Origin of the sequence: Micromonospora sp. AMSO1212t, assembly GCF_008868145.1 — a bacterium.
In the GTDB taxonomy this organism is placed as follows: Bacteria; Actinomycetota; Actinomycetes; order Mycobacteriales; family Micromonosporaceae; genus Micromonospora; species Micromonospora tulbaghiae.
In genome coordinates, this window is record NZ_WBKS01000111.1 from 1 (window position 1) to 21,042 (window position 21,042).

Consider the following 21,042-nt stretch of genomic DNA (forward strand, 5'->3'; position numbering starts at 1 on the left):
GAGACGGGCGGAGGCCGGCGACGGGCCCCGGCCGGGGAGGCCGGGGCCCGTCGGGGCGCTTGTTCGGGGTCAGTTGCCGCCGTTGGGCGAGCCGTGGCAGCGCTTGTACTTACGGCCCGAGCCACACGGGCAGGGCGCGTTACGGGACGGGCCCTCGCCGCCGTCGACCTGACCCGGCGCGGCCCGCCGGGCGGTGCTCGCGGCGACCGCCTGGCCGCTCGCCCCGGCCGCCGCACCCGGAGTGCGGCGCGGCGTGGAGGCGGCCGGGCGCTCCGAGGACTGCTGGCCGATGCCGAGCGCCGGGGCCTGCTGCTCGGGCCGCTCGATCACCGGGGCGCCCCGGCCGGCCTCGCCGTCCACCGACGGTGCGGAGTATTGCAGGCCCTGCTGCTGCGGCGTGCGGTTGAGACCCTTGGCCCGGATCTCCACCGGCTTCTCCAGCAGTTCCACCTCCTCGGCCTCCGGCTCCGCCTCCTCGACCTGCACGTCCAGGTTGTAGAGGAAGCCGACCGTCTCCTCCTTGATGCCGTCCATCATGGAGGCGAACATGTCGAAGCCCTCGCGCTGGTACTCGATGACCGGGTCGCGCTGGGCGTACGCCCGCAGGCTGATGCCCTCCTGCAGGTAGTCCATCTCGTAGAGGTGCTCGCGCCACTTGCGGTCGATCACCTGGAGCAGGACCATCCGCTCGAGCTGGCGCACCGCCTCCTCGCCGAGGTTCTCCTCACGCCTGTCGTACGCGGCGTGCGCGTCCTCCTTCAGGCGGGCGAGCAGGAAGTCCTGGTCGATGCCGGAGCGGGAGCCGACCTCCTCCTCCAGCTCCTCGACGGTGATGCCCACCGGGTAGAGCTGCTTCAGGCTCGACCACAGCTGGTCGAGGTCCCAGTCCTCGGCGTAGCCGTCGCTCGTCGCACCGACCACGTACGCGGTCACCACGTCGTCGATCATGTTGCGGACCTGGTCGGACAGGTCCTCGCCGTTGAGCACCCGGAGGCGCTCGGCGTAGATCACCTGGCGCTGCTTGTTCAGCACCTCGTCGTACTTGAGGACGTTCTTGCGGATCTCGGCGTTCTGGCCCTCGATCTGGGCCTGGGCGCTCCTGATCTGGCGGGTGACCATCTTCGACTCGATGGGCACGTCCTCCGGGATGTTGAAGCGGTCCATCACGGCCTCGACCGCGCCGGCCCGGAAGCGCTTCATCAGCTCGTCCTGCAGCGACAGGTAGAAGCGGGACTCGCCCGGGTCACCCTGTCGGCCGGCGCGACCGCGCAGCTGGTTGTCGATCCGGCGGGACTCGTGCCGCTCGGTGCCCAGCACGTAGAGCCCACCGGCGGCACCGACCTCCTCCGCCTCGACGTCGCACGCCTGCTTCCAGGTCGGGAGGATCTCCTCCATCGCCTTGGCGTACTCCTCCGGCTGCTCGACCGGGTCGAGCCCGCGCTGGCGCAGCTCGTTCGCGGCGAGGAACTCGGGGTTGCCGCCGAGCAGGATGTCCGTACCGCGGCCCGCCATGTTGGTCGCGACGGTGACCGCGCCCTTGCGCCCGGCCTGCGCGACGATCTCCGCCTCCTTGGCGTGGAACTTCGCGTTCAGCACCGAGTGCGGGATGCCGCGGCGGCGCAGCATGTGCGACAGGATCTCGGAGTTCTCCACCGAGACGGTGCCGACCAGCACCGGCTGGCCCTGCTCGTGCCGCTCGGCGATGTCCTCGACGACGGCGTTGAACTTGGCCTTCTCGGTCTTGTAGATGACGTCGGGCCGGTCGAGCCGGACCATCGGCCGGTGCGTCGGGATGGTCACGACGCCGACCTTGTAGACCTTGTTGAACTCGCCCGCCTCGGTCTGGGCGGTACCGGTCATGCCGGAGAGCTTCTCGTAGAGGCGGAAGTAGTTCTGGAGGGTGATGGTGGCCAGGGTCTGGTTCTCCTGCTTGATCTCCACCCCCTCCTTGGCCTCGATCGCCTGGTGCATGCCCTCGTTGTAGCGGCGGCCGTGCAGGATGCGGCCGGTGAACTCGTCGACGATCAGGACCTCACCGTCGTTGACGATGTAGTCCTTGTCGCGCTTGTAGAGCTCCTTGGCCTTGATCGCGTTGTTCAGGTAGCCGACCAGCGGGGTGTTCACCGACTCGTAGAGGTTGTCGATGCCCAGGCGGTCCTCCACCTTGGCGACGCCGCGCTCGGTGATCGCGATGGTGCGCTTGGCGTAGTCGACCTCGTAGTCGCCCTCGCCGTCGGTGCCGGGCTGGAGCCGGGCCACCACCGTGGCGAACTCCTGGTACCACCGGGCGGAGTGCTCGGCCGGACCGGAGATGATCAGCGGGGTACGCGCCTCGTCGATCAGGATCGAGTCGACCTCGTCGACCACGGCGAAGAAGTGGCCGCGCTGGACCAGCTCGTCCTTCGACCAGGCCATGTTGTCGCGCAGGTAGTCGAAGCCGAACTCGTTGTTGGTGCCGTAGGTGATGTCGCACTCGTAGGCCGCGCGGTGCTCGGTGGCGGGCCGGTTGGGCAGCACCACGCCGACCTGCAGGCCGAGGAACTCGTGGACGCGGCCCATCCAGGCGGCGTCGCGCTCGGCCAGGTAGTCGTTCACCGTGATCACGTGCACGCCCTTGCCGGCGAGCGCGTTCAGGTAGACCGGCATGACCGAGGTGAGAGTCTTGCCCTCACCGGTCTTCATCTCGGCGATGTTGCCGAAGTGCAGCGCCGCGCCACCCATCACCTGGACGTCGTAGGGGCGCTGGCCGAGCACCCGCGAGGCGGCTTCCCGGCACACGGCGAAGGCCTCGGGCAGCAGGTCGTCGAGGGTCTCGCCATCCTCGAGCCGCTCCTTGAACTGGTCGGTCATGCCGCGCAGCTCGTCGTCGCTGAGGTTGACGTAGTCGTCCTCGATCGAGTTGACGGCGGCAGCGATGGCCTTCAGCCGACGCACCATGCGGCCCTCGCCGGCGCGAAGGAACTTTTCCAGAATCGACACGGATCAACGCTCCCCTAGACGGTCTCGAACCATCGTAGGCGCTCGGAGGCGACGATGGTCACTGGTGGCGGCGGTCCGGGCTCCGGAACCCGACATAACACCGCGACCTCGCGCCACCGGCCGCTAATCGGGTTACGCCGTGCGCGAACGATCCGGCACGATGGCTCGAATGGAGCCTGTGGAGATCATCGAGGACGGCCTACTGCTGCGCCCGTGGCGCGCGGAGGACGCCGACGCGGTGTACCGCGCCTGCCAGGATCCGGACATCCAGCGCTGGACCACCGTACCTCGCCCGTACCTGCCGGAGCACGCGACCGAGTTCGTCACCACGATCAGCGCCACCGCCTGGGCCGAGGGCACCGCGGCGCAGTTCGCGGTCTGCGACGCCGGCACCGGCGAGCTGCTCGCCTCGATCGGCCTGGTCTCCGTCGACCGCGCGCTGGACTCGGCCGAGGTGGGCTACTGGACCGCGCCGTGGGCCCGGGGCCGGGGCGTCGCGGTACGCGCCACCCGCGCGCTCGCCCGCTGGGCGTTCGACGCGCTCAAGCTGCGCCGCCTCACCTGGCAGGCCGAGATCGGCAACCACGCCTCCCGGCTGGTCGCGCTGCGGGCCGGCTTCCGGATCGAGGGTGAGCTGCGGCTGGCCCACCCCAGCCCCGGCGGCCGTCCGGAGGGCTGGATCGGCTCCCTGTTCCCGGCCGAACTGGCCGCGCCCGGTGACCCGGCCCCCTACGGCCCGGACACGCTCCAGGCCCGCCGGGCGGCGGTCTTCGGCCGGCCGCAGCCGGTCCTGTTCGCCACCGCCGGGGGCACCGAGCTACGGCTGCGTGCGCTGGAGGAACGTGACCTGGCCGAGGTGACCCGCACCTGCCAGGACGAGCAGACCGTCCGCTGGACCACGGTGCCGCACCCGTACCGGCCGGAGCACGCCGAGAGCTTCCTGCGCGACCTGGTGCGCCCGGCCTGGGCGCGGGGAACGGCCGCGACGTTCGCCGTCGCCGACCCGGACGACAGCTACGTCGCCTCGATCGACCTGCGTCTGCTGCCGAACGACCCGCTGGTGGCCGACGTGGGGTACATGACCGCGCCGTACGCCCGCGGCCGGGGTTACCTGCCGGCCGCTCTCGCCGCGGTCTGCGCCTGGGGCTTCACCACGCTCGGCCTGGCCCGGATCGAGTGGCGGGCGAACGTGGGCAACACCGCCTCGCGGCGGGCCGCCGAGAAGGCCGGCTTCACCGTCGAGGGCACGCTGCGCGGCGGCGTCCAGCACCGCGGCGAGCGGCAGGACGTCTGGATCGGCGCGCTGCTGCCGGGCGACCAGGCATGACCCCGGACACGATCGAGGGGTACGGCGTACGGCTGCGGCCGTGCCACCTCGCGGACGTGCCCGAGATGGTGGCCGGGTGCTCCGATCCGGAGATCCGCCGGTTCATGCCCCTGCTGCCCGACCCGTACGACTCCGAAGCCGCCCGCTGGTGGATCACCGAGGGCGCGCCCGCGGCGTGGGCGGCGGGCGGCGCCGCGTACACGATCGCCGACCCGGCGACCGACCGGCTGCTCGGCAGCATCGGGCTGACCCGGCTCAGCGCGGAGCGGGCCACGTACGAGATCGGTTACTGGGTCGGCCCGGCGGCGCGCGGCCGGGGCGTGGCGAGCACCGCCACCCGGCTGCTGACCGAGCGGGCGTTCGCCGCCGGGGCGGCCCGTCTTGAGCTGCTCACCCGCGTCGACAACGTGGCGAGCCAGCGCATCGCGCTCGCCTGCGGCTACCGGCACGAGGGCGTACGCCGGGCGGCGGGCGCGGACGGCGACGGCGTACGTCAGGATCTGATCGCCTGGGTGCGGCTGGCCGACGACCCGCCGGGCCCGGTCGCCCGCCTGCTGCCGGACCTGCCGGACGGCCGGCTCACCGACGGCGTGGTGACGCTGCGCCCGGTGGAGCCGGCGGACACGGACGCGCTGTTCCGGCTGCACTCGCTGCCGGAGGTGGTGGCGAACCGGGTGCCACCGGTGCTGCCGGAGCGGGCGGCGCTCGCGCGCCGCTGCCGGCTGGCGGCGAGCCGCTGGCTGGCCGGCGAGGCCGCCGACCTGGCGATCCTCGACGCGGCCACCGGCACTGTCGTCGGCGGCTGCGCGTTGTTCTACGACGAGCCGGCCACCGGGCAGGCCATGCTCGGCTACAGCCTGCTGCCCGAGGCGCGCGGGCGCGGGCTGGCGGCCCGCACGGTCCGGCTGGTCGCCGGGTGGGCGTTCGGCATCGGGGTGGCCCGGCTGTGGGCCGGCACCCGGCCGGACAACGTCGCCTCGCAGCGGGTACTGGAGCGGGCCGGCTTCCGGCGGGAAGGGCTGTTGCGCGGCCGGCTGCCCGGCCCGGCCGGCGCCCGTGTCGACTCGGTGGTCTACGGCCGGCTCGCCACCGACGAGAACTGAGGACGGACCCCTGCGCGGGGCCCGTCCTCGCCGGTCAAGGGGTCACGTGTCGAGCTGGATGATCCCGTAGTCGTACGCGTGCCGCCGGTAGACCACGCTCGGGCGGCCGGACTCCTTGTCCTGGAACAGGTAGAAGTCGTGGCCGACCAGTTCCATCTGGAACAGCGCGTCGTCGACGGTCATCGGTTCGGCGGGGTGGACCTTCGCCCGCGCGATGTGCCACGGCTGGTCGTCGGGTTCGGTGTAGCCGCTCTCGTCGGGGCGTTCGGCGACCGCTGTGGCGGTGCCGTGGCCGTCGAGCGCCGCCAACCCTGGGCCGTCGAGATCGGCCACCGGCAGGCCGGCTGTCGCGGCGGCCACGGAGATCGGCGCGTGCCGCCCGCGGTGCACCCGGCGACGGTCCGCCGCGCGGCGGAATCGCGTGTCCAGCTTGGCGATTGCGGCGTCGAGCGCGCTGTAGAAGTCGTTCGTGCAGGCCTCGGCCCGGATCACCGGGCCGCGCGTCACGCACGTGATCTCCACCCGCTGGCAGGTGTCCGCCTGGCGTGGATTGCGCTCGTGGAACAACTCGACGTCCACGCGAATGAGCTTCTGGTCGTAGCGTTCGATCTTCGCGAGCTTCTCGGCTACGTGCACCCGGTAATGGTCCGGCACTTCGACGTTACGGCCCTTGACCACGATGTCCACGTGACCTCCCTTGTTCGGACGGTCGTTCGGTCCGGATCATCCGGTCGACGCACCCGGGAGGGCCCCGCTCGGCGTCGACCGGTGTTGTTCGGCTACGCCTCCTTCCAGTGCCGGGGGAAGGTTGGATCCTCACTACCCCCGACACCGAAACGCTAACTCCTGTACGGCCAACCGTCACCCCTGGTTGCCGAAGGCGGTCGCGAAATTTAACAGCTCATACACCATGGGGTGAAACGGATACACGAAGCGTTACCGGCGGTGCCGCTTTTGCGTTGCGGCGAGCACCGCCGCGGCCTTTGGCGTCATTCCCGCGCGGTGCAACATCCGGCTCACCGCCGCCAACGTGGCGCCGGTGGTGACGATGTCGTCGAGCAGCACGACGCTCTCCCCCGGCCGGCGCCCGGTGAGCGGGCGGCGCAACCGGAACGCGGTCTCGGCCGCCGCGGCCCGCCCGGCGCTGTCCAACTCCACCGAGTCGGTCCGGGGCAGCGCCCGTAGCGGGCGCAGCACGCGTACCGGCCAGCCGGCCGCGCGTAACCGGGCCGCCGCCGGCCGGACCAGCCGGTCCAGGTGGTCGCCGTAGCGGGCCCGGGCGGCGCGGGCGGTATCAGGCACCGCGACCAGCGTCACCGGGCCGGGTGGCCCCGCCGCCGCGGCGACCACCTCGGCGAGCAGCGCGCCCAACGGCCGGGCCAGCCCGTGCCGGCCCTTTTCCTTGTACGCCAGCAGCCCCTCGCGCAACGCGCCCCCGTACGGGCCGAGCGCGACGCAGGGCGGCAGGCCGGGCGGAGCCGGATCGGGCCGGGCGGGTGCGGGACGCAGCGACTCCAGTTCCCGCACGCAGCCGGGGCAGAAGCCGTGCCGCAGCCGTACCGATCCCGCGCCGCAGCCCGCACACCCGGCGGGCAGCACCAGGTCGGTCAGGTCCGACCAGAGCCCGCCCAGATCACGCACGGGCGGCTCAGTAGAGGAAGAACGGTGCGGTCGGGTTGGTCGCCCGGCTGCCCGACGGCACGTCGAGCACCTGCTCCCGCTTGACGTAGTCGAACGGGTTGTTCCGCCAGGCCGCGCCGTCCGTCTCGAACATGAACGAGAACGTGGCCAGGCCGCGGTCGCCGCCGCCCGGATACCCGGCGAGCTGGGTCACCGGGGCACCGATCTCCACCGCCAGCGGGGTCTCCCAGGCGCCGTCGACGCTGAGCTGGTGGATCGCCGAGCGCCGGTCCGCCTCGTTGCCGGCCAGCGCCAGCTCGTTCTCCGCCACCCAGTCCACCACCGTCACCCCGGTGAGCAGCGTGGTCACCCGGCGGGGCTGCCCGAGGCTGACCACGCCACCGTCGACGCTCACCGCGGCGACGAAGACCGCGCCGCCGGAGGCCAGCGCGATCCGGTGCCCGTCGAGGGAACCGGCGACAGCCGTCACCGGCCCGGGAACGGACAGCGGGATCTCGCTCGTCCGGCCCGCGCCGTCGAACCGGTAGAGCCGGCCGTCCGCCGCCACCAGACCGGCCGGGCGGGCCTTGTTCAGCGACCGCAGCCAGGTGGGACGGCTCATCGTCCGGAACGTACGGTCGCCGGGGTTCAGTATCGTGACCGGATCCGGGCCGGTGCCCACCTTGAGCCGCCTGCGGTTGTCCGGCCCGGTCACCACGAGCGCGGCGAGCACCTGGTCGTCGGCGCGGGCGAGCGACGCGGAGACCACGTTGCGGTTCTCCGCGGGCGGCAGCGGTACGGCGGCCCGCGACTCGTTGCCGAACGCCAGGGGACGGACGGCGCCGTCGTAGACGGCGAACCGCATGGGATCGCCGCCGCGTGGATAGGCCGCGGTGGAGACGCGCTCGCGCCGCAGGTCGACGGTGAGCCGCTTCTGGTTCTGGATCTTCAGGTCGACCTGGCCGTCCAGGTCCGACAGGGACCACGCCAGCTGGGTGCCGAGCCGGGTCAGCCGCTGCTCGTTGGCGCCCGGCATGTTGAGGTTGATCTCCCAGTGGCCGTCCGCGCCGGTCGCGTTGTTGATCAGCTGGGTGCCGTCGGGCAGCCCGGTCACGCCGGGGGCCAGCCAGTCCGACGGGCGGTCGGCCAGCCACTTCATCACCTCGGTGATCCGGCGCTCGGTCGGTGCCGACGAGGGCAGGTAACGCTGGTCCGGCACCAGCCGGGTCAGGTCGGTGTTCCAGAAGTAGACGGTGCGGGGACGGTAGTACTCACGCATCGCCGAGTCGCTGGCCAGCAGCACGTTCGGCAGCTCGGTGATCAGCAGGCCGGTGCCGGCCGGTTCGGCCCGGCGCAGCTCGAAGACGTACTGCGTCTCGCTCGCCACCGGCGGGCCGAGCGTGCCGTCGGCACGCAGCACGCCCACCTGCTGCACCTTGAGCGTCACGGTGCTGGTGCCCTGGTTGTTGGGCGGCGTGCTCTCCGGCTTCTCCCGCAGCCGGACCACTGTCAGCTCGACCTCGCTGGTCTGCGGCTTGCCCGGTAGCAGGTCGCGGGCCTCCGCGGCGAGGAACTTCCGGGCCCGGGCGTACGCCTGGTCGCGTTCCCCTGCGGCGGCGGCCCGCAGGTAGTTCTCGATGAACGGCACCGGCTCGCTGCTGTCGGCCGGTTCGGGCGGCCGGGCCGGGCTGCCGTTGAGCGCACCGGACTCGGCGGCCGGCACCGAGCCGTCCACCTGCACGTCTGTCTGATCCGGAATGCCGCATCCGGCGAGCGCGGCCGGCAGCAGCGCGCCGGTCAGCAACATGGCCAGGACGCGGCGGTTCACGGGCGTGCCTCCGCGTGGTCGCCGCCGGCCGGTCCGGCGGTCAGCGCAGCGACGCCACCGCCGGGCCCGATGGCGGGCGGCCCGCCGTCGCGGGGGCCGCCGAACGGCACCGTGGCGTCGGCCGGCACCAGCCGCAGCGGGGAGGTGGTGAGCCGGTCCCCGGCCCGGGCGGGCAGGGTGAGCCGGAACTGCGCGCCCTGCCCCGGCGCGCCCCACGCCTCCAGCCAGCCGCCGTGCAGGCGGGCGTCCTCCAGGCTGATCGACAGGCCCAGCCCGGTGCCGCCGGTCTGCCGGGCGCGCGACGGGTCGGCCCGCCAGAAGCGGTTGAACACCAGCTTCTCCTCCCCCGGTTTGAGGCCCACGCCGTGGTCCCGCACGGTGATCGCCACCGCGCTCTGGTCCTGGCCCAGGGTGATCCGTACCGGCTTGGCCTCGCCGTGCTCGACCGCGTTGCCGACCAGGTTGCGCAGCACCCGCTCGACGCGGCGCGGGTCGACCTCGGCGATCACCGGAGTGTCCGGCAGGTCCAGCTCGATGGTGACCCCGACCCGCTCGGCCAGCCCGGCCAGCCGCTCGGTCACCCGGTGCACCACCGGCACCAGGTCGGTCGGCTCGCTGTCCAGCACCGCGAAACCGGCGTCGAACCGGCTGATCTCCAGCAGGTCGGTGAGCAGTTCCTCGAACCGGTCCAGCTCGGCCTGGAGCAGTTCGGCGCTGCGGGCCACCGCGGGATCGAACTCGTCGCGCTCGGCGAAGATCAGGTCGGCGGCCATCCGTACCGTGGTCAGCGGTGTCCGCAGTTCGTGCGAGACGTCGGAGGTGAACCGGCGTTGCAGCCGGGACATCTCCTCCAGCCGGAGGATCTGCCGTTGCAGGTTCGTCGCCATCTGGTTGAACGAGGCGGCCAGCAGGGCCAGGTCGTCCTCGCCGGAGACCACCATGCGCTGGTCGAGCAGGCCGGCGGAGAGCCGCTGCGCGGTGCGCGCGGCCACCCGTACCGGCGTCACCACCAGGCGGGTGACCAGCGCGGCCAGCAGGCCGAGCAGCAGCACCAGCGCGACGCCGGTCGCGACCACCGTGGCCCGGGCGTCGGCCGCCGTCGCGTCCTGCCGGGCCAGGGGTACGAGGTAGTAGAGCTCGACCTGCCCGAACTTGGTGGGCACCGGGGAGCCGTAGACGAGGTATTTCGTCCGCTCGCCGCCGAGCGAGCCGGTACGGATCTGGTGTGCGACCTTGCCGGAGGCGACTGTGGCCCGCAGCTCGTCGCCGATCACCGTGCCCACCGGCACCTCGGGGGTGGTACGCGGCTCGATGAACTCGGCGAAGTTGTCGGCGGTGATCGCCACCACCACGCCGCTGGTCTGGGTGGGGTCTCCCCCGGCCAGGTAGTTGACGGTGCCGTCGATGGTGTTCTGGAGCTGCGCCTCCTGCGGCTGGCTGTAGAGGTTGAACTGCTTGGCCGCGTACTCGCTGCCGTTGCTCAGCCGCAGCCGCACGTCGGTCTCGGCGTTCTCCAGCAGGATGCTCGTGATCTTGTCGGCGATCAGATAGGCGAAACCGCCCACCAGCAGACTCGACGCCACCAGCGTGATGGTGACCACACGGACCTGCAGCGACCGCCGCCACGCCTGGTGCACCGCTGCCACCAGGCGGGCGACCCGGCCGCTCAGGGCGAGCCAGAGAGCCCGCACGGCGTGGAGCCGGCGGGGCGCGGCGGGCGGCGACTCGGGCAGCGAGGTCAGCACAGTGCTGACCAGGCTATCCGGTGCCCGCCTTGTAGCCCACGCCCCGCACGGTCAGGATGATTTCGGGTCGCTCCGGATCCGGTTCGATCTTGGCGCGCAGCCGCTGCACGTGCACGTTGACCAGGCGGGTGTCCGCCGCGTGGCGGTAGCCCCAGACCTGCTCCAGCAGCACCTCGCGGGTGAAGACCTGACGCGGCTTGCGGGCGAGCGCGACCAGCAGGTCGAACTCCAGCGGCGTCAGCTTCACCTCCTCGCCGTCGCGGCTGACCGTGTGGGCCGGCACGTCGATGGTGATCTGGTTGCCGGTCGGGCCGATGGTCAGCATCTCCGGCGCCACGTCCTCGCCCCGGCGCAGCCGGGCCCGCATCCGGGCCACCAGCTCCTTGGGCTTGAACGGCTTGACCACGTAGTCGTCGGCGCCGGACTCCAGCCCGAGCACCACGTCCACGGTGTCGCTCTTGGCGGTCAGCATCACGATCGGCACGCCGGACTCGCCCCGGATGGCGCGGGCCACGTCGATGCCGCTCATGCCCGGCAGCATCAGGTCGAGCAGGACGATGTCGGGTCGGTTGTCGCGGAACGCGGCCAGCGCCCGTTCGCCGTCCGCGACGAAGGACGGCACGAAGCCCTCGCTGCGCAGCACGATGCCGAGCATCTCGGCGAGGGCGGGGTCGTCGTCGACCACGAGTACCCGGGCTCTCATGGGGTTTATCGTTCCATCCCCGTTCGTCTGGAGTGTTCGGCGTCTCCACGAGACCGTAGCGCCGAGCGGCCCCGCGCACCACAGCAAGCCGGCGTGGCCGCCCAGCGTGGCGCGCCGGGGCGGACGGGTCCACCGGATGCGGACCCGCCGTGCAACCATGATCCCCGGGCGTCGCCCCGCCCGCCACCTCTGCTCGCCCCGCCCAGGAGTACGCGTGCCCGACGCCGGCCCGACCGCGGTGCTGCCGCGCCGTCCGCTGACCGTCGGGGAGCTGCTCGACGCGGCCGTGCTGCTGCTGCGCGACCAGGCCCGGGTGCTCGTCCCGCTCGCCCTCCTGCTGGCGCTCGCCGAACAGGCGGTGCTCCACCCGCTGCGGATGCTCGCCGGGGCCGAACCGCCGTACTGGTGGCCGGCGGAGTTCGACGGCTCCCTCGCCGGATACTGGCTGCTGCTGGCGGCCGGCGCGGGCACCGAAGCCGCGATCGTCGCGCTGCTCGGCGCCCCGGCCGCGCGCGGCGCCGGCGCGGCGCTGCTGGGGCGCCGTCCCGCACCGTCGGAGCTGCTGCGCGGCGCCCGCGTCGGCGTGACGCTACCGGCCGCCGTCCTGGTCGGGCTGACCGTCACCGCCGCCGGACTGACCGGGCCGGGCTGGTTCCTGGCGTACGCGCTGCTCGGCCTGGTGGTGCCGGTGCTGGTGCTGGACGGGGTGCCCGCGCACCTGGCGCCCTGGCGGGCGGTCCGCCTGGCCGGCCGGGTCAGCGCCCGGGCCGCCGCGATCCGGCTGCTGGGCTACCTGGGCTGGTGGCTGATCCGGCTCGGCATCGGGCTGGGCCTCTACCAGGGCCTCGACATGCTGGGCCTGTTCGACGTCTCGGCCTGGGCGCTGCCGGTGACGATCGCCGCCTTCACCGCGGTGAACGCGCTGGCGTACCCGGCGCTCGCCTGCCTCGACGCGGTGCTGCACCTGGAGACCCGGATCCGCACCGAAGGGCTGGACATCCGGCTCTCCCGCGCGCCGGCCGGCGTACCGGAACCGGTCCTGCTGGCGGCGCACCGGTGAGCCGGTGGTGGACCGAGACGGTAGCGGCCCTCGGTGACGTGGTGCCGCTGCCGCTGGCCGCGCTGATCCTGCTGGCGGTCGCGCTGCTGGTGGCGTTGGGCTGGTATTTCTTCCCGGCCTGGGTGCCCCGGCGGCTGCCCCGGTTCAGTCTCCCCCGGCTACGGCGCCCACGGCTGCCCCGGTTCCGCCTGCCCCGCTTCCGGCGGCGTCGCCGGAGCCGCACCGACCCGCCGCCGGTACGGCTGCCCGCGCCCCGGACCCCGGAACCCGCGCCGGCCGGCGGGCTCGGGTCGGCCGACCGGCTGGCGGCCGAGGGCCGGTACGCCGAGGCGGTCCGGGAGCGGCTGCGCGAGATGGTCCGGCTGCTGGTCCTCCGGCAGGTGGTGGAGCCCCGCCCCGGGCTCACAGTCGTCGAGCTGACCGAGGCGGCGGCCCGCACCCGGCCGCAGGTGCGGCCGACGCTGAACGCGGCCGGGGCGATCTTCTCGGACCTCTGGTACGCCCAGCGCCCCGCGACCGCCGCGCACGACCGGCGGATGCGTGAACTCGTCACCGACCTGAGTCGCGAGCTGACCGGGGAGGAGCCACGGTGACCGCCACAGTCGTACCGGAGACCGCGACGACGGCGGCGGCCACGGCGGCGCCGCGCCGCCGTACGTACCGGTTGCTCGTCCCGCTCGGGCTCGCAGTTCTGCTGATCGTGACCACGCTCGTGCTGCGCGCGGTCGACCGGCCCGACGCGGACGAGCCCGGTTTCCTGTCCCCGGTCGCCACCGACGACGACGGTGGCAGCCGGCTCGCCGAGGCGCTGCGTACGCAGGGCGTGCCGGTGCGCCGGGAGACGGACCTGGCGGCGGCGCTGCGTACCGCCGGAGCCGAGCCGAGCACGCTGTTCGTGCCCGCGCCCGGGCTGGTGCACCCGGACCTGCTCGACGGGCTGACCACCCTGCCGCCCGGCAGCCGGCTGGTGCTCGTCGAGCCCTCCAGGCGGGTGCTCGCCGAACTGGACACCGCGATCGAGCCGGCCGGCGGGCGCTGGGCCGCCCGGGCGGTACCGCCGGACGCGGACGGCACGCCGTGCCCGCTGCCCGAGGCGGTCCGGGCCGGTACGGCCGCCGTCGACCTCCAGCGTTACGCCGGCCCGGCCGAGGTGGACCACTGCTACGGCGGCGCGCTGCTGCGCGCCCCCGGCCGGGTCGAGGTGGTGCTGGCCGGCGCCAGCGACCCGTTCCGCAACGACCGGATCGGCGAGTGGGGCAACGAGGCGCTCGCCACCGGCCTGCTCGGCGGCGGCCGCCCACTGGTCTGGCTCGACCTGCCCGAGCCGGTGCCGGCCCCGACGCGCCCGAGCTGGTCCCTGGATCCGGCCACCGAGGAGCCCGCCCCGGCCGGCAGCGGCCGGTCGGAACGGCCCGACCCGCCCGACCGCGCCGACCCGCCCCGGGAGAACCCGCTCTGGGGCGCCTTCCCGCAGTGGTTCTGGGCCCTCCTGGTGCAGCTCGCCCTGGCCGGGCTGCTGGTGGTGCTGTGGCGGGCCCGCCGGCTCGGGCCGCCGGTCTCGGAGCCGCTGCCGGTGACCGTCCGATCCGCCGAGACGGTACGCGGCCGGGCGCGGCTCTACCGCCGGGCGGGCGCCCGGGACACGGTCGCCGGGACGCTGCGCGCCGGCGCGCTGGAACGGCTGACGACCCGCCTCAACCTGCCCCCGGACACGCCCGGTGACGAGGTGGCCGCCCGGGTCGCCGAGCGCGCCGGCGCCGACCCGGAGCGGGTGGCCGACCTGCTCTACGGTCCCACCCCGGAGAAGGACCGCGAGCTGCTGGAGCTGGCCCGCGAACTGGACGCCCTGACCCGTACCCTGGCCCCGCATCCCAGCGAAGGAGACCTCCGGTGACCGGACCCGTCACGACCACCGCCCCGTCCGGCGCCCGCGCCGCCCTGCACCGGCTGCGCGCCGAGGTGGCGAAGGCCGTCGTCGGGCAGGACGCCGTGGTCACCGGCCTGGTGATCGCGTTGCTCTGCCGGGGGCACGTGCTGCTGGAGGGCGTACCGGGGGTGGCCAAGACGCTGCTGGTCCGGACCCTGGCCGCCGCGCTCGACCTGGACGCCAAGCGGGTGCAGTTCACCCCCGACCTGATGCCCGGCGACGTCACCGGCTCGCTGATCTTCGACCAGCGGACCGCCGCGTTCACGTTCCGGGAGGGGCCGGTCTTCACCAACCTGCTGCTCGCCGACGAGATCAACCGCACGCCGCCCAAGACGCAGTCGGCGCTGCTGGAGGTGATGGAGGAGCGGCAGGTCTCCGTCGAGGGCGAGCGTCGTCCGCTGCCCGACCCGTTCATCGTCGCGGCCACCCAGAACCCGGTCGAGCACGAGGGCACCTACCCGCTGCCCGAGGCGCAGCTCGACCGCTTCCTGCTCAAGCTGACCGTGCCGCTGCCGGAGCGGGAGGAGGAACTGGGCGTGCTGCGCGCGCACCACGCCGGTTTCGACCCGCGCGACCTGCGCGCGGCGGGCGTACGCCCGGTGGCCGGCGTGGCGGACCTGGCCGCCGCCCGGGCCGAGGTCCGCGGGGTGCACGTGGCCGAGCCGGTGCTCGGTTACATCGTGGACCTGTGCCGGGGCACCCGGTCCGCCCCGGCGCTGGAGCTGGGCGCGTCGCCCCGGGGCGCCACCGCGCTGCTGAACACCGCCAAGGCGTGGTCCTGGCTGGCCGGCCGCGACCACGTCACCCCGGACGACGTCAAGGCGGTCGCCCGGCCCACGCTGCGGCACCGGCTGCGTCCGCGTCCGGAGGCGGAGCTGGAGGGCGTGACCGTCGACGCCGTGCTGGACTCGGTGCTGGCCACCGTGCCGACGCCGCGATGACCTGGCGGGCGGGCCTGCTGCTCGGCGTGGGCGCGCTGACCCTGCCGGCCTGGCCGGCGCCGTTCCTCGGCGTCGCCGTGCTGACCGCGGCGGTGCTGCTGCTGGTGCTGCTCGACCGGGCGATGGCGGTCCCGCCGGACGCGCTCACAGTGACCCGGTCCGGGGAGCGCACGGTCCGCCTCGGCGCCACCGCCACCGTCACCCTGCACCTGGCCAACCCGACCGACCGCACGCTGTACGCCCAGATACGCGACGCCTGGGTGCCTTCGGCCGGGGCGCGCCCCGACGTGCCGCCGGATCGCCTGCTCACCGTGCCGCCCGGTGGCACCGCGACGCTGCCGGTCCGGCTCACCCCGACCCGGCGCGGCGACCGGCCGGCGGTGGCGCTGACCGTACGGTCGCTCGGGCCGATGCGCCTGGGCGCCCGGCAACGCGCCGGAACGCCCGCCACGCCACGGTGGACGCTGCGGGTGCTGCCCCGTTTCGACTCCCGCCGGCACCTGCCGGAGAAGCTGGCCCGGCTGCGGGTCATCGACGGTGTGCAGGTGACCCGCGGGCGCGGTCACGGCACCGAGTTCGACACACTCCGCGAGTACGCGGTGGGCGACGACGTCCGCTCGATCGACTGGCGGGGCAGCGCCCGCCGGGCCGACGTGCTGGTGCGCACGTGGCGCCCGGAGCGGGACCGGCGCCTGGTCTGCGTCCTGGACACCGGCCGCACGTCGGCGGTACGCCTCGGCGACGAGCCCCGGCTCGACACCGCCATCGACGCGGCGCTGCTGCTCACCGCGCTCGCCGCCCGGGCCGGTGACCGGGTGGACCTGCTGGCGGCGGACACCGAGATCCGGGCCCGGGTGACCGGCAGCGGCCGTCCGGCGCTGCTCGCCCGGCTGGTCGACGCGGTGGCGCCGTTGCAGCCCGCGCTGGCCGAGACCGACTTCGAGCTGATCGCCGCCGAGGTGCTGCGCCGGGAGCGGCAGCGCAGCCTGGTGGTGCTGTTCACCGCGCTGGAGGCGGGCGCGATCGGAGACGGGCTGCTGCCGGTGCTGCCCCGGCTGGCGACCCGGCACCGGGTGGTGCTGGCCGCCGCAGGTGATCCGGTGCTGAACCGGCTCGCCACTGCCACCCCGGCCGGCCCGGACGACCCGTACGCGGCCGCGTCGGCGTTGCGGGCGCTGGCCGAACGGGACCGGGTGCGCGCCGCCCTGTCGCGCTACGGCGTAACTGTGGTGGACGTACCGGGGCACCGGCTGGCTCCGGCCGTCGCCGACACGTATCTGCGGCTCAAGTCCCTCGGCCAGCTCTGACCGCGCGCCTTCCGAGCACCAGCGCGTACGCCAGGAACGCCAGCCACACGGCGGCGCCGGCGGCCACCCGCAGCGCGACCGGCACCGGCGCCGGGGTCACGAACGCCTCGATCAGCGCGGAGACCGCGAAGACGCCGACCAGGCCGGCCGCGACCACGACGGCGAGCCGTCCCGCCTCGGCGACCGCCCGGCCGCGCCCGAGGTGCGCGGGCGGGGCGATCCACGCCCAGGCGGTCCGCAGTCCGACCCCGGCGGCGACGAAGATGCCGGTCAGCTCCAGCAGCCCGTGCGGGGTGATCATGCCGAAGAAGACGTCCGCCCGGCCGTAGGAGATCATCACGCCGCCGACCACGCCGATGTTGAGCGCGTTCTGCCACAGCAGCCAGAGCACCGGAACCACGAGCACGCCGGCGGCCAGACACTGGGCGGCCAGCCAGGCGTTGTGCGTCCACAGGTGGAACGCGAACGTGGGCGCGGCGAACTCGGTGTAGTAGCCGGCGAAACCGGAGTCCACGAGCTGCCGCGCCGCCTCGGGGCCGACGAACGCGGCGGCGGTGTCCGGGTTGCCGGCGACGAACCAGATGAGGAAGGCGCTCAGGGCGCTGAACGCGGTGGCCACGCCGCACCACCAGGGCCAGGCCCGGTAGAGGGCGGCGGGCAGGTCGGCGGCCAGGAACCGGCCCACCGCCGCCCAGGACAGCCGGGGCCGGCCGGTGACCCGGGCCCGGGCTGCGAGGACCAGGTGGGACAGCCGGTTCACCAGCACCGGCTCGGGCGCCCGGGCGCGCAGCGCGGACAGGTGCGTGGCGCTGCGCTGGTAGAGCGCCACCAGTTCGTCGACCTCGGCCGCGTCGAGGCGGCGCCGGCCGGTCAGGTGTTCCAGCCGCCGCCATTCGGCGCCGTGCTCGGCCACGTACGCGTCGAGATCCACTCAGCCTCCCCCGTTCGGCGTCCATGGTGTTCACTGTCGGGGTGCGCGCGCAACCTCCCCCACCGCCCCGTTGGGCCGACGCCGGTCTGGTCAGCGGCGAGGCGGTGGAGCTGGACGTCCGGGTGGCCCGGCTGGGCTCCCGGGTGCTCGCCCTGCTGATCGACGCCGTGATCCAGCTCGCGCTGTTTCTGCTGCTCGGCGCGGTGCTGGCGATGGTGGCGCTCGCCCTGCTGGGGGATCTCCTCGACACCGCGCTGGCCGGCGCGCTCCAGACCGTGCTGCTGGTGCTGGTCCTGCTCGGCTATCCGGTGGTGATGGAACGCTTCGCCGGTGGCCGGACGGTGGGCAAGCTGGCCGTGGGGCTGCGCGTGGTCCGGGCCGACGGCGGTCCGGTGGGGGTGGGCCAGTCGCTGACCCGGGCGCTGGTCGGTGTCGCGGTGGAGTGGCCCGGTCTGGTGCTGCCGCTGCTGAGCTGGGTCGCGAGCGTCACGGTGATGCTCACCGACCCGCGCGGCCGGCGGCTGGGCGACCTGGTCGCCGGCACGCTCGTGGTGCACAGCCGAGGCGCCGCGCTGTGGCGGCCGCTGCCGCCGGCTCCGCCGCCGCTGCTGGCCTGGGCGACCACTCTCGATCTGACCCGGTTCGACGACGGGCTGGCGCTGGCCGCCCGGCAGTACCTGGATCGGCTGCCTCAGCTCGCCGAGCCGGACCGCTCCCGGCTGGGCCGGGCGCTGTGGGCGGAGGTCGCGGCGGTCACCTCGCCGCCTCCGCCGTGGTCCGCGCCGGACTGGGTCTACCTGTCCGCCGTGCTGGCCGAGCGGGGGCGCCGGGCCGCGCTCCGGCTGGGCCGCGCCCGGACGGTCACCGCCACGCTCTGGCCGGAGCTGGTCCCGGCCCCGGCCACGGTGCTGCACGCCGTCGCGCCGGCCGCCCTGCGTCCCGCCGCGCCGGCCACCGGCCGGTTGCGGTCCGCCGTCCCGGACGCGGGCCCCGATCCGGTACGCCGCTGAGCCGGGCTCAGGCGAACAGCGCCCGCCCCCACCAGTCGGCGGCGTCGCGTACGCCGGGCGGGCAGGCGAACAGGCCGCTGGAGACGTGCCGCAGGTACTCGTTCATCGCGTCGTTGCGGGCCAGCCGGGTCTGGATCGGCACGAACTGCCGGCGCGGATCCCGCTGGTAGGCGATGAAGAACAGGCCGGCGTCGAGCCGGCCCAGCCCGTCGGAGCCGTCCACGAAGTTGTAGCCGCGGCGCAGCAGGCGGGCGCCGTTGTTCGCGTCCGGGTGGGCCAGTCGTACGTGCGCGGTGTCGGCGATGAGCGGCTCGCCGTCGTCGCCCTTCGCGGCGAAGTCCGGCTCGTCGAACTCGTCGCGGCGGCCCAGTGGGGCGCCGCTGCCCTTGGTCCGGCCGACGATCGTCTCCTGCTCGGCCAGCGGGCTGCGGTCCCACGTCTCGATCAGCATCCGGATCTTCCGGGTGACCAGGTAGGAGCCGCCGGTCATCCAGTCCGGGCCGTCGCCGGGTTGCACCCAGAGCTGGTCGCGGAGCAGGCCGGCGTCCTCGGCCTTGAGGTTGGCGGTGCCGTCCTTGAAGCCGAACAGGTTGCGGGGTGTGGCCTGGTCCCGCGACGTCGAGGAGGTACGCCCGAAGCCGAGCTGCGACCAGCGGACGCTCACCACGCCCATGCCGATCCGGGCCAGGTTGCGGATGGCGTGCACCGCCACCTGAGGGTCGTTGGCGCAGGCCTGGACGCAGAGGTCCCCGCCGGACAGCTCCGGCCGCAGCGCGTCACCGGCGAAGTGCGGCAGGTCGGCGAGGGCGGCCGGACGCCGGGCGGCGATGCCGAAGCGGTCCCGGCCCTGCGCGTCGCGGAACAGCGACGGCCCGAATCCCACGGTGAGGGTGAGCTGCGACGGGGGCAGTCCGAGCGCCTCGCCGGTGTCGTCCGGCGGGGCCTCCGGCATGCCGCCGACCGCGCCGATCACCCCGGCGTCCTTGCCGGCGGTCATCCGGGCCGCGGCGGCGGTCCACTCCTGGAGCATCGCGACCAGCCGGTCCCGGTCCTTGGTGACCACGTCGAACGCGACGAAGTGCAGCCGGTCCTGGGCGGGGGTGGTGACGCCGGCCTGGTGCTCGCCGAGGAACGGCACGGAACCGGCCGCCGATCCGGTGGCGGAGGCCTCGTTCCCGCCGGCGAGCAGGGCACCCGCGCCGCCCGCCACCCCGGCGACTCCGGCCACGCCGACGCCGGCCAGGGTCATCGCGCGGCGTCGGGACAGGCGGCGGCCGGTCCGCCGGCTGTTCGGCTCGCTCGTCGCGTCACCGCCGTCCGGGCCGGTCATCGCGCGACGGCCGCCGCGACCTTGCTGACCGGCTCGGCCAGCGCGTTCACCGCGTCCGACAGCTCCTTCAGCTCGGCCTTGCCGAGCTGGGTGTGCAGCTTCCAGCCGTCCCCGGCCCGGTGCCGCCCGAGCGTGGCCTCCACGTTCGCGAACTCGCTGTCGAGCTGCTTGACCAGGTCGGGCGCGCGCTGTTCCAGCGCCGGGCGCAGCGCGGCGACGGCCGCCTTCGAGCCCTCCAGGTTGGCGTTGAAGTCCCAGAGGTCGGTGTGCGAGTAGCGCTCCTCCTCGCCGGTGATCTTGCCGCTGGCGACCTCGTCAAGCAGCGCCTTGGCGCCGTTGGCGAGCTGGAGCGGGGTGAGCTTCTCGGCGTCCGCCTTGGCGACGATCGCCTTCACGTCGACCAGGAGCCGGTCGGCGACGGCGCCGTCCTTGCTCACGTCCCCTGTGGTCCAGAGGTCCTTCTCGATCCGGTGGAAGCCGGTGAACTCCATGCCCTCCTCGACCACCTCCTCGCGGCCGTCGATCTTCGGGTCGAGGTCGCCGAAGCTCTCCGCGACCGGCTCGATCCGCTCCCAGTAGGTGCGGGCCACCGGGTACAGCGCCTTGGCCTTGGTCACGTCGTTCGCCTTGACCGCCGCCACGAACTCCTCTGTCTTCGTCAGCAGGGCGGCGGTCTGGCTGCGCACGTACCGCTGGTAGCTCTCGGTGGCCTGGGTCAGCGCGGCGTCCGGGGCGACTGTCGCGGCGGTGCCGGAGACCTTCAGTGCGCCCCGGATGCCCCGGCCGCTCATCCCCGGCTTGCAGGCCGTCTCGTACGTGCCGGCGGCCAGCTCGACCCGCAGCTCGCGGCTGAGCCCCGGGGCGATGTTCTCCACCTCGCCCATCACCCGGTCGCCGGCCGCGTAGACGTAGAACTCGTTGACCTTGGAGCCGGTGTTCGTCACCTTGAAGGTCACCTGGCCGGCGTCGATCTCGGTGTCGCCGACCTCACAGACGGTGTCGGTGGCCTTGACGGCGATCGGACCGCCGTTCGTGGCGTCGGCGTCGTCACCGCCCCCGCAGCCGGCCAGTCCGGCGACGGCGAGCAGCCCGGCGGCGGCGGGCGCGACGAGTCGAGTGGTACGCATCGTGCGGGGTCTCCTCGGAAGCGGGCGGGTCAGGAGCGGGGGACGGAACGGCGGCTACGTCGGCCGGCGCGGCGGCGGGGACCGCCGTGTCCGGCTGGGCCGGC

The 21,042-nt window shown here is 74.1% G+C and carries 17 protein-coding genes; 8 read left to right on the plus strand and 9 right to left on the minus strand.

Features of this window, described 5'->3' with window-relative positions; all coding sequences use genetic code 11:
* Positions 1-69: 69 nt before the first annotated feature.
* Positions 70-2,979: a preprotein translocase subunit SecA gene (gene secA, locus F8279_RS23055; protein WP_091418733.1), complete on the minus strand. Its 2,910-nt coding sequence runs from the start codon at positions 2,977-2,979 to the stop codon at positions 70-72.
* Positions 2,980-3,148: 169 nt separating this feature from the next.
* On the opposite strand from secA, the gene F8279_RS23060 reads away from it, so the two are divergent.
* A complete protein-coding gene (locus F8279_RS23060) occupies positions 3,149-4,306 on the plus strand; it encodes a GNAT family N-acetyltransferase (RefSeq protein ID WP_151501027.1) in 1,158 nt (385 codons plus the stop codon).
* Positions 4,303-5,409, plus strand: coding sequence for a GNAT family N-acetyltransferase (locus tag F8279_RS23065; protein WP_151501028.1), 1,107 nt, complete (start codon positions 4,303-4,305; stop codon positions 5,407-5,409). The genes F8279_RS23060 and F8279_RS23065 overlap by 4 nt, the downstream gene beginning before the upstream one ends.
* A gap of 42 nt (positions 5,410-5,451) precedes the next feature.
* Here the strand turns inward: F8279_RS23065 and raiA are convergent, their stop codons facing one another.
* The 5 genes from raiA to mtrA all read right to left on the minus strand — a co-directional run bounded on the left by raiA (position 5,452) and on the right by mtrA (position 11,305).
* The gene (raiA, locus tag F8279_RS23070) at positions 5,452-6,096 is read right to left on the minus strand and encodes a ribosome-associated translation inhibitor RaiA (RefSeq protein ID WP_091418726.1); all 645 of its coding nucleotides are present in this window, start codon (positions 6,094-6,096) and stop codon (positions 5,452-5,454) included.
* 249 nt (positions 6,097-6,345) lie between these two features.
* Positions 6,346-7,050: a ComF family protein gene (locus F8279_RS23075; protein WP_151501029.1), complete on the minus strand. Its 705-nt coding sequence runs from the start codon at positions 7,048-7,050 to the stop codon at positions 6,346-6,348.
* 7 nt (positions 7,051-7,057) lie between these two features.
* The gene (locus F8279_RS23080; protein WP_151501030.1) at positions 7,058-8,857 is read right to left on the minus strand and encodes an LpqB family beta-propeller domain-containing protein; all 1,800 of its coding nucleotides are present in this window, start codon (positions 8,855-8,857) and stop codon (positions 7,058-7,060) included.
* The gene (gene mtrB / locus F8279_RS23085) at positions 8,854-10,602 is read right to left on the minus strand and encodes an MtrAB system histidine kinase MtrB (protein ID WP_225853380.1); all 1,749 of its coding nucleotides are present in this window, start codon (positions 10,600-10,602) and stop codon (positions 8,854-8,856) included. Before mtrB ends, F8279_RS23080 begins: the two co-directional genes overlap by 4 nt.
* 13 nt (positions 10,603-10,615) lie before the next feature.
* On the minus strand, positions 10,616-11,305 hold the full coding sequence (gene mtrA / locus F8279_RS23090) for an MtrAB system response regulator MtrA (RefSeq protein WP_091418719.1): 690 nt from the start codon (positions 11,303-11,305) through the stop codon (positions 10,616-10,618).
* Between the two features lie 214 nt (positions 11,306-11,519).
* On the opposite strand from mtrA, the gene F8279_RS23095 reads away from it, so the two are divergent.
* The 5 genes from F8279_RS23095 to F8279_RS23115 are packed head-to-tail and all read left to right on the plus strand — an operon-like array spanning position 11,520 to position 16,540.
* Positions 11,520-12,365 carry a hypothetical protein gene (locus tag F8279_RS23095; RefSeq protein WP_151501031.1) on the plus strand — a complete coding sequence of 282 codons (846 nt, stop codon included), beginning with the start codon at positions 11,520-11,522 and terminating at the stop codon, positions 12,363-12,365.
* Positions 12,362-12,958: a DUF4129 domain-containing protein gene (locus F8279_RS23100; protein WP_151501032.1), complete on the plus strand. Its 597-nt coding sequence runs from the start codon at positions 12,362-12,364 to the stop codon at positions 12,956-12,958. The genes F8279_RS23095 and F8279_RS23100 overlap by 4 nt, the downstream gene beginning before the upstream one ends.
* A complete protein-coding gene (locus F8279_RS23105) occupies positions 12,955-14,259 on the plus strand; it encodes a DUF4350 domain-containing protein (RefSeq protein WP_151501033.1) in 1,305 nt (434 codons plus the stop codon). Before F8279_RS23100 ends, F8279_RS23105 begins: the two co-directional genes overlap by 4 nt.
* On the plus strand, positions 14,256-15,233 hold the full coding sequence (locus F8279_RS23110) for a MoxR family ATPase (protein WP_151501034.1): 978 nt from the start codon (positions 14,256-14,258) through the stop codon (positions 15,231-15,233). Before F8279_RS23105 ends, F8279_RS23110 begins: the two co-directional genes overlap by 4 nt.
* Positions 15,230-16,540, plus strand: coding sequence for a DUF58 domain-containing protein (locus tag F8279_RS23115; protein ID WP_091418708.1), 1,311 nt, complete (start codon positions 15,230-15,232; stop codon positions 16,538-16,540). The genes F8279_RS23110 and F8279_RS23115 overlap by 4 nt, the downstream gene beginning before the upstream one ends.
* On the opposite strand, the gene F8279_RS23120 is transcribed toward F8279_RS23115, so the two are convergent.
* Positions 16,518-17,471 (minus strand): stage II sporulation protein M, encoded by a 954-nt coding sequence (locus F8279_RS23120; protein ID WP_091418705.1) that lies wholly within the window; start codon positions 17,469-17,471, stop codon positions 16,518-16,520. The two genes, F8279_RS23115 and F8279_RS23120, sit on opposite strands and share 23 nt — an antisense overlap.
* Positions 17,472-17,512: 41 nt before the next feature.
* On the opposite strand from F8279_RS23120, the gene F8279_RS23125 reads away from it, so the two are divergent.
* A complete protein-coding gene (locus F8279_RS23125; RefSeq protein ID WP_225853381.1) occupies positions 17,513-18,481 on the plus strand; it encodes an RDD family protein in 969 nt (322 codons plus the stop codon).
* A gap of 7 nt (positions 18,482-18,488) precedes the next feature.
* Here F8279_RS23125 and efeB read toward each other — a convergent pair whose 3' ends face one another.
* A complete protein-coding gene (efeB, locus tag F8279_RS23130) occupies positions 18,489-19,811 on the minus strand; it encodes an iron uptake transporter deferrochelatase/peroxidase subunit (RefSeq protein ID WP_091418699.1) in 1,323 nt (440 codons plus the stop codon).
* Positions 19,808-20,938, minus strand: a complete 1,131-nt coding sequence (gene efeO / locus F8279_RS23135) for an iron uptake system protein EfeO (RefSeq protein ID WP_151501035.1) — start codon at positions 20,936-20,938, stop codon at positions 19,808-19,810. Before efeO ends, efeB begins: the two co-directional genes overlap by 4 nt.
* Positions 20,939-21,042: the final 104 nt, after the last annotated feature.